This is a genomic window from Streptomyces scabichelini (assembly GCF_011045015.1).
GTDB lineage: Bacteria > Actinomycetota > Actinomycetes > Streptomycetales > Streptomycetaceae > Streptomyces > Streptomyces scabichelini.
This window is the reverse complement of record NZ_JAAKZY010000340.1, coordinates 1-7,801: the sequence shown is the minus strand read 5'-3', so window position 1 is coordinate 7,801 and position 7,801 is coordinate 1. Positions and strand designations below refer to the sequence as shown.

The window sequence follows — 7,801 nt, the reverse complement described above, 5'->3', positions numbered from 1 at the left end:
GGTCGGGGGCGGCGACGAAGGGGAGGGCGTCGGCGCGGGCGAGGTCACCGAGGATGAGAGGGAGGCTGGCGTCGGGGGTGGCGAGCGCACCCTCTACGACGCCTTTCCGACGAAGGCGGCGCTGTTCGGGCACACCCTCGGGGTTGCGACCGTGGGCGACGAGGAGCCGGTCGCCGTACCGGACCGGCCGGAGATACGGGCTGCCCGTGAGGAAACCGACCCCCGCGCGGCGATCGCCGACGCCGTCGCGTATGCCACCGATCTGCTGGAGCGCGCCGGAGACCTGATCATGGTCAGCGTCGAGGCGGCGGGCGCGGACCCGGACATGCGCGCAGCCGCCGACGCGGGCTCGCAGGCCACCCACGAGGTCTACCTGGCGCTCACCACGGCCCTTCACCAGCAGGGCGCCCTGCGCCCGGGCCTCGACGCGAACACCGCTGCCGACATCTTCTACGCCCTGGGCTCCCCTCATATGCACCAACTGCTGCGCCGTTACCGCCGCTGGCCGGCCAAGAGCTACCGCGCCTGGCTGGAACGCGTACTGACCAGCGAACTCCTGGGATGACACCTGCTCCCCCACCGTCGCGACGATCATTGCCGTCGAAGACTCTCCATGGCTCTGCTCCACCGCATGCCCTTCAGCGGTCGGCCAGAGCGCGGGCACGGAGGACGGCGGCTCCCGGTCCTGTGAGCCGGGACAGGGCGGCGTGGCGGCCGGAAACAAGGAGCAGCAGGTCGGCGATCGGGCCGTTGATCTCGGCGCCTTCCCCGCTCGACCACGGGACATCGGTGGCCACGAGGCGGAAGCCGCGCAGCCGCTTGCGGGCGCGGAATGGGAAGCCCATCCTCCAGGTGTGCTCGGCGGAGTAACGGGCGGCCTCCAGCGGCATCGGGCGATCGATGCCGAGCGGGATGGCGATGTCCTGACCGTGGACGAGGACATCCATCATGACGACGGCGAGTTTCTGGCCCGGCGCCAGGTGCCGGGATCCGGATGCCGCCTGGAGTGCGGCCACGAGCTCGACCGGGGGGCGTGCCGCTTCCCGCCGGGCGGTGTTGTCGACCATGCGGTTGAAGCTGCCGCGCGCGCGGACGGCCTCGATCAGGATCGGCACCAGCCGGGCTCGCGGTCCGCTGCTCAGATGGGCTGCCACTTCGCGCACGGTCCACCCCTCGCAGAGCGACGGGCAGGTCCACTGCTCTTCGGTCAGTGAGGCGAGCAGATCGGCCAGACCGGCCCGTTCGTCATCGATGACCTGCCACATCGCCGCCTTCTCCATGCCCACTCTCCCAGCTTTTTTGGTACGATGACCTGACCTGTTAAGTCAGCCTCACTGACTAAACTAGTGAGAACCTCTGACCATCGTCAAGTCAAGGAGTGGCGTGGCCGAAGACCTCAACATCGGGCTCCTGCTCTTCATCCCCTACCGGGCCTTGGAGAATCGAGTCCTCGCCGCCGTGGCCGCAGCGGGCCACAACGACATCACACCGGCACAGGCGAAGCTCCTGCAGCGCGTCAACGACAACGGCTCCAGGCTCAGCGAGCTCGCGGAAGCCGCCCAGGTGACTAAGCAGACCGCCGGCTACCTCGTCGATCAGCTCCAAAACGCCGGATACGTGGAACGCACCCCCGATCCCACCGACGCCCGCGCCCGCCTGGTGCGCCTGACGGATCGCGCACGCTCCCTGCGCCCCATCGGCGACGGGGCCATCGCCGAGATCGAGGCGGAGTGGACCGCCCACCTCGGCAAGCGCCGCATGGACCAGCTCTGCGACACCCTCGCCCGGCTTCGCGAGATCACCGACCCCTATATGGAACGCTGAGCCCCCACCGCCGGCCGGAACCGGGGCCGAAGATTGTCGCTGGCCGGCTCTGCCCGGCGCGGATGCTGCGGTCCTCTCGCTGCGTCAGCTCATCGACGCCCTCGCCGCCGACTCATAGCATCTCTCAGCTTCAGGCAGAGCCCCGTCTCGACTGTCCGAAGTCCGGGGGGAACGGCGTATCGGCAGCAGGTAATTCCAGTGAGGGCCCCATGCCAAGGCGACAGCCGGCGGCACTGGCACTGCCGCGAGACCCGTATGAAAGCCGAGAACCTCCGCGGTCCTTCCTCGAGCGCCTTCGAGAGCCTCCTGCGGTACCTGGAATGGGCCACGGACGCGGCACGCATGCTGCGCTCTCAGCTTGTTCTTTTTCTTCCGGCCTCGAACGGTGTCCCGAACGAGGTCACTCACCTGGGGATTCGCCGGACACGAGGGCGGCCTTCGTCTGATCCTGTGCTCCGTCACGAGGAGAACCAGTCGAAGGCCGTTGTCATGAGTGTGGTGTGCCCGGATGTCCGGCGGGAAGCGTTCGCGGAAGCGTCACGCTTCCGAGCAGAGTTCTACGAGTGTCTAACCGCCCGGCGTGACGAAATGTTCGAACTGGCCGACGCGCTGTTGTGCGCCGACGGGCCGGTCACCTCGCCGGTGGACCTGACGATGGTGCCCGAGCACCGGCGTGGGCACGGCACGTTGTACGGAGCTCTCAACCGGGGCCGGATCGACGTCGAGAGGCTGCGGACCTTGCTCGCCGGGCTGCCGTTGCCACGGTTCGAGGGCGGGCGCCTGGTGCTGGCGGTCGACGTGTCGCCGTGGCTGCGCTCGGACGCGCCGTGCTCGGCAGACCGGCTGTTCTGCCACGTCTACGGCCGAGCGAAGTCCGCCTCCCAGTTCATCCCGGGTTGGCCGTACTCCTTCGTCGCCGTCCTCGAACCGGGAGCCACCTCGTGGACGTCGATCCTGGACGTGGTCCGGCTCGGACCCGAAGACGATGCGACCGCCATCACCGCCACCCAACTCCGCGCCGTGACCGAGCGGCTCATCTCAGCCGGCCAGTGGGTGCCCGGCGACCCGGACATCACGATCGTCATGGACGCGGGTTACGACGTCACCCGCCTGGCCTGGGTCCTGCGGGATCTTCCTGTCGAGTTGGTCGGGCGGATCCGCAGTGACCGGGTGATGCGGCTGCCGAAGCCCTCGCTCAAGGAGTACGCCCTGGCCTATCCCCAGGGCGGGCGGCCGCCGAAGCACGGCAAGGAGTTCCGCTTCGCCAAACCCGAGACCTGGCCCGAGGCGGCGATCACCACCATCACCGACACCACCAACTACGGCAAGGCCGAAGCCCAAGCGTGGGACCGGGTCCACCCGAGGCTGACCCACCGCTCGGCCTGGCTGGAGCACGACGGTGAACTCCCCATCGTCGAGGGCACCTTGGTCCGGTTGAAGGTCGAGCACCTCTCCAAGGAACGGGAAGCGCCGCCGGTTTGGCTGTGGTCCTCCAAGACCGGCGCCACTCCGGCAGACGTGGATCTGTGGTGGCAGGTGTTCCTCAGGAGATTCGATCTTGAGTACACCTTCAGGTTCGGAAAGCAGATTCTCGGCTGGACCACCCCGAAGGTCCGTACTCCGGAGGCCGCGGACCGGTGGACCTGGCTCGTGGTCGTCGCCCACACCCAACTCCGCCTCGCCCGGCCGCTGGCCGCCGACCTCCGTCGGCCCTGGGAGAAGCCGACCAAGCCTGAACGCCTCACCCCGGCCCGGGTCCGCCGAGGGTTCAGGAACATCCGAGCCCACCTGCTCTGTCCGGCCCGTGTTCCCCAACCTCGCGGCGCTGGTCCCGGACGACCGCCCGGGACGAAGAACCGCCATCCCGCACCCCTCTACGACGTTGGTAAGACCGTCAAACGCCCCGAGACCCTCAAGGCCATCGGCAGACCTGGCCGATCTTGGTAGATAAAGAACAAGCCTAGTGCATCCGGATACCACCGTCGACGTTGAACGCCGCGCCGGTGATGTGCCTGGCCCGGTCGGAGGCGATGAACGCGATCATCTCCGCGATGTCGCGGGGAGTCTGGTACTCGCGCTGGGGAACGAGGTTGCGGAAGTGCTCCTTGGCTTCCTCCAGTGTCATGCCTTCCCGCTTTGCCCAGTCGTCGAAGTCGTGCATTCCGGTCTCGAGCAAGCCCGGGTGCACGGAGTTCACCGTGATGCCGCGCGACGCGTATTCCGCCGCCAGAGCATGGGTGATCCCGATGATCGCCGCCTTGGACGCGGTGTAGGGAAGAATGAAGGGCGTTCCCATCTGACCCACGATCGAGGAGAGGTTGATGATCCGCCCGCTGCCTTGCTCGATCATCCCGGGCAGGAACGCTCTAGTGGTCACGAAGGTCCCGCGCGCGTTGGTGTCCATCACGCGGTCCCACTCCTCGTCAGAGATGTCGGTCACCGCAAGCGTGGGCGAGTTGACCCCGGCGTTGTTGACGAGGATGTCCACCCGACCGAACACGTCCTTGGCGCGCGCAGCGAGAGCGACCCCGGAGTTGCTATCGCGAACGTCGTGCTCCACGCCGATCGCTTCGCCCTCGAGCGCAGCCGCAACCTGCGCGGCCTCCGAGCCGCGCAGATCAGCCACCACGACCCTGGCGCCCTGCTCTGAGAGGCAAGCAGAGGTTGCTCGGCCAATGGCGCCGGCGCCACCCGTCACCACCGCCACGCGTCCATCGAGGTCCGGCATCATGCGCTCCCTTCGATGGAACCGACTGACGATCGGTCAATATCGAACGGGCGAGCGATCGCGAGGTCGAGCGGACAGCCCCCGTTCCGTTGCGTTGCCGCGGACCCCATCGAACGTTGCACTACGAACCTCCCGGTATCGACTCGAGATGTGACCTGCCAATGGACACTAGTCTCACGTGTTACATCCTGCTAATAATGATTGGTGATCTCTGTGTATTGACGAGGACAATGCCTCGTCGCCGAGTGGCTCGTCGTACGAGGCCGTTGCCGCAGGTCCCGGAGCCGAGGACGTCACCCACGTTCACCCAGGTGCCGCGGGATGCGTACGAGATGAGCTCCTCGAACGTCCAGCTCATGTTGCTCAACAGGTCCTGGCCGACCTCGGTGCCGTTGACCGACACCCGCATGTCCAGCTGCAGGAAGCCCTCGTCGTCGCGGTAGGCGTCCAGCTCGTCGGCGGTCACCAGCCACGGTCCCAGGGTGGTGGCGAAGTCCTCCTTTGACGGGCCCGAGGCCCACCTTCATCTCGCGGCCTTGCAGGTCCCGCGCGGACCAGTCGTTGAGAACGGTGTGGCCGAACACGTGGTCCCGTGCTTCGTCAGGGGTGAGTGAGGCGCCGTCTGCCGATGGCGGTGGCCACTTCGAGTTCGAAGTCCAGCACGTGTGAGCCCGGCGGGACCGGGACGTCGTCGTGCGCGCCGATCAACGCATAGGGGTTGGTGAAGTAGAAGGCCGGGGCCTCATACCACTCCGGTACGACCACGCCGCCTCCGCTGACCGACCGCACGACACCCTCGACGTGCTCCTCGAATGCCGCGAAGTCCCGCACGGTCGGCGGTTCCAGCGGCGGCAGCAGCCGTACGGAATCGATCGGTGTCGGGGAGGAGTTGTCGAGGGCGGCGGCACCGGCCTCAAGGGCGGCCGGCAGTCCGGCCCGTACGAGGTCCAGGACCGTCGTCGTACCGGGGAGGGCGTGCAGCCCCTGCTCGCCGACGACCCCCGCGGAGGAACGGCCGGCGCTTTCCCAGGTGGCGAAGCGCATGGTGTGCGTCCTTTCCGGGGGCTCTACTTGATGGCGATGGGGTTGACCGGGGCTCCGACGGCACCGGTGACGGGGAGGGGGGCGGCGGTGAGGAAGAAGTCGTAGATGCCGTCGGCGGCGCAGTCGGCCGCGAGGGCGTCGAGATCCCATATCTCGCCGATGAAGAGGCCCATGTGCGGGATGGCCACTTGGTGCAGGGGCTGGAAGGCCCGATCGAATTCGTTGGGCCGGACCTCGAAGCCCCAGGTGTCGGTGGCGATACCGGCGATCTCGCGGGTGTGCAGCCAGTCGGCGGTGGTGAACGAGAGGCCGGGTGCCGGCCCGCCCGCGTAGTCGCCCCAGCCGTCGCGACGCGTCCGCGCCATCTGTCCCGTACGGACCAGCAGCAGATCACCCCGGCCTACTCGGGAGGATTCGCCGTGTGCGGCGATCGTGGCTTCGAGGTGCTCGGTGGTGATGGCGAAGCCGTCCGGCAGTTCGCCGTTGGTGCCGATCGCTCGGCCGACGTCGAGCAGCACTCCTCGGCCTGCTATCCGGTCGGCCACGGTCTCGATACCCGTGAGCTGATCGCCTTCGCTGGTCACCACCGCGGAGGCGCGTCGTCCGTTGTAGGCCATGCCGTGGTCGAAGATGTGTCCAAGGCCGTCCCACTGCGTCGACGCCTGCAACGGCATGAACACCACGTCGTCGGCACCGCCGATGCCGTGCGGGAACTCCGGCGGACCGAACTCGGCGTCCAGGCCCGAGGAGAGCATGGTGTGCACGGGATTGGTCCTGCGGCGCCAGCCTTTCTGCGGACCGTTCGTGTCGAAGCGCTGGGCGAGGGAGAAGGAGACCCCGCGCCGGATCAGGGCTGCGCCCTCCCGCCGTTTGCCCTCGTCGAGGAAGTTGAGGGTGCCCAGTACGTCGTCCTGTCCCCAACGCCCCCAGTTGGAGCAGCGCTTGGCGGCATCGGCAATCGCGCCGGCGGGGTTGGCACGGTCCAGTTAGTCCGGGGTCACGCCGGGTTCCTTCCGATGAAGAACTCACGGAACGGGTCCATGCTGGGTTCGAGGCCGGCGTCGAGGAGTCCCTTGCGCAGGGCGTGCATCTGGGCGTCGTGGATGCGCTGGGTGGGCTGGCGCAGCGGTCCGCCGTTGTAGCCCTGCAGCCACCCCTGGAACTTCCATGCCTGCCGGTTGATGAAGGCACCGCCGTTCAGCACGGGAGCAAGGCCGCCCTTGATCTTGCGGGCCGGATGCAGCTGCCAGTAGATGTCGGTGGCGTCGTCGTACTTGCCCTCGCGCAGCAGCTGCATGACGCGCGGGATCATGGGCCCGTAGTATTCGTGGTCGCTCGTGGCGGACAGCTGGATCGGCATGACCTGTGCCAGCGGGATGAGCTCGCTCTCGATGGGCACCGAGATGACGACCTCGTCGCCGAAGAGCCGGTGGCACTCGATAGCGCTCTGAATGCTGGGGAAGCCGCCCTCGGCCTTGATGACCGCGATGTTGGGGCAGTCGTCGATGAGGCGGCGGATGAGCCGCGTCGGGATGTCCGAGGGGTGCACCCGGGGACTGAACCCCCACAGGAACATCGGGAACAGCATGACCGCGAGGTTCGTGGCGTCGCAGACGGCCTTGGTGTAGTCGTAGATCTCCTGTTCCGACTCCGGGTAGAAGTTCGGCGGGTAGGACAGGAGCACCAGGTCGGCACCGGCCTCTTCGGCGCCGCGCACCGCCTCGATGTTCTGCTCCAGGGTGCTCCAACTGCCGTGGTGGACCACGACGAAGTCGTCGCCCGCCTCATCACGGACGATGCGCAGGAAGTCGAGGTACTCGGGCAGGGTGATGCTGACCTCGGAGACGCCGAGGGTGCCGAGGAATCCGTGCTGCTGGGCGAGCCTGATGTCGTGCCTGATGCCCTGCTCGTTGATGCCGCGAAGGTCGGCGGTGAACGACGGGATCGTGCAGTTGACGGCTCCGACGAGCTTTTCGCGGGCCCAGTCCCGGGCCTCGGTGCGGGTGTATGCGGGCATGGTCGTCCTTTGCCTCGGTGCGTGGGTGATGGGGGTGGTGACTCAGCGCCTGGCGGGTTGGTCTCGGCGCGCTCGTCTGTGCTGCGGTGTCCGGCGCGGCAGTCGGCTCAGGGCGCGCCGGCGCCTTCCCAGGCGAGGTACTTCATCTCCAGGTACTCGTCGATGCCGTAGACGGAGCCCTCCCGCCT

At 67.7% G+C, this 7,801-nt stretch carries 7 protein-coding genes and 1 pseudogene; 3 read left to right on the top strand and 5 right to left on the bottom strand.

Going from position 1 to position 7,801, the window contains the following annotated elements; translation table 11 throughout:
• On the top strand, positions 1–565 hold a 565-nt coding region (locus tag G5C60_RS48415; protein ID WP_165270303.1), incomplete at its 5' end, for a hypothetical protein.
• 73 nt (positions 566–638) lie between these two features.
• Here G5C60_RS48415 and G5C60_RS48410 read toward each other — a convergent pair.
• A complete protein-coding gene (locus tag G5C60_RS48410) occupies positions 639–1,280 on the bottom strand; it encodes a maleylpyruvate isomerase family mycothiol-dependent enzyme (protein ID WP_165270301.1) in 642 nt (213 codons plus the stop codon).
• A gap of 103 nt (positions 1,281–1,383) precedes the next feature.
• Here G5C60_RS48410 and G5C60_RS48405 point away from each other — a divergent pair, with 103 nt between their 5' ends.
• A complete protein-coding gene (locus G5C60_RS48405) occupies positions 1,384–1,824 on the top strand; it encodes a MarR family transcriptional regulator (RefSeq protein ID WP_165270299.1) in 441 nt (146 codons plus the stop codon).
• 489 nt (positions 1,825–2,313) lie between these two features.
• Positions 2,314–3,771: an NF041680 family putative transposase gene (locus G5C60_RS48400; RefSeq protein WP_165270307.1), complete on the top strand. Its 1,458-nt coding sequence runs from the start codon at positions 2,314–2,316 to the stop codon at positions 3,769–3,771.
• A gap of 13 nt (positions 3,772–3,784) precedes the next feature.
• Here the strand turns inward: G5C60_RS48400 and G5C60_RS48395 are convergent, their stop codons facing one another.
• The 4 genes and pseudogenes from G5C60_RS48395 to G5C60_RS48380 all read right to left on the bottom strand — a co-directional run bounded on the left by G5C60_RS48395 (position 3,785) and on the right by G5C60_RS48380 (position 7,613).
• On the bottom strand, positions 3,785–4,555 hold the full coding sequence (locus G5C60_RS48395) for an SDR family NAD(P)-dependent oxidoreductase (RefSeq protein WP_165270297.1): 771 nt from the start codon (positions 4,553–4,555) through the stop codon (positions 3,785–3,787).
• A 259-nt stretch (positions 4,556–4,814) separates the two neighbouring features.
• A pseudogene (locus tag G5C60_RS48390) lies at positions 4,815–5,596 on the bottom strand (fumarylacetoacetate hydrolase family protein); the annotation flags it as partial.
• 23 nt (positions 5,597–5,619) lie between these two features.
• Positions 5,620–6,582, bottom strand: coding sequence for a cyclase family protein (locus G5C60_RS48385; RefSeq protein WP_165270305.1), 963 nt, complete (start codon positions 6,580–6,582; stop codon positions 5,620–5,622).
• Positions 6,583–6,593: 11 nt separating this feature from the next.
• Positions 6,594–7,613, bottom strand: a complete 1,020-nt coding sequence (locus tag G5C60_RS48380) for a dihydrodipicolinate synthase family protein (protein ID WP_165270295.1) — start codon at positions 7,611–7,613, stop codon at positions 6,594–6,596.
• Positions 7,614–7,801 lie beyond the last annotated feature (188 nt).

Coding starts and splice junctions, on each gene's coding strand:
- G5C60_RS48400 (WP_165270307.1), top strand. CDS start 2,314: ATGAGTGTGGTGTGCCCGGATGTCCGGCGGGAAGCGTTCGCGGAAGCG.
- G5C60_RS48410 (WP_165270301.1), bottom strand. CDS start 1,280: ATGGAGAAGGCGGCGATGTGGCAGGTCATCGATGACGAACGGGCCGGT.
- G5C60_RS48395 (WP_165270297.1), bottom strand. CDS start 4,555: ATGATGCCGGACCTCGATGGACGCGTGGCGGTGGTGACGGGTGGCGCC.
- G5C60_RS48380 (WP_165270295.1), bottom strand. CDS start 7,613: ATGCCCGCATACACCCGCACCGAGGCCCGGGACTGGGCCCGCGAAAAG.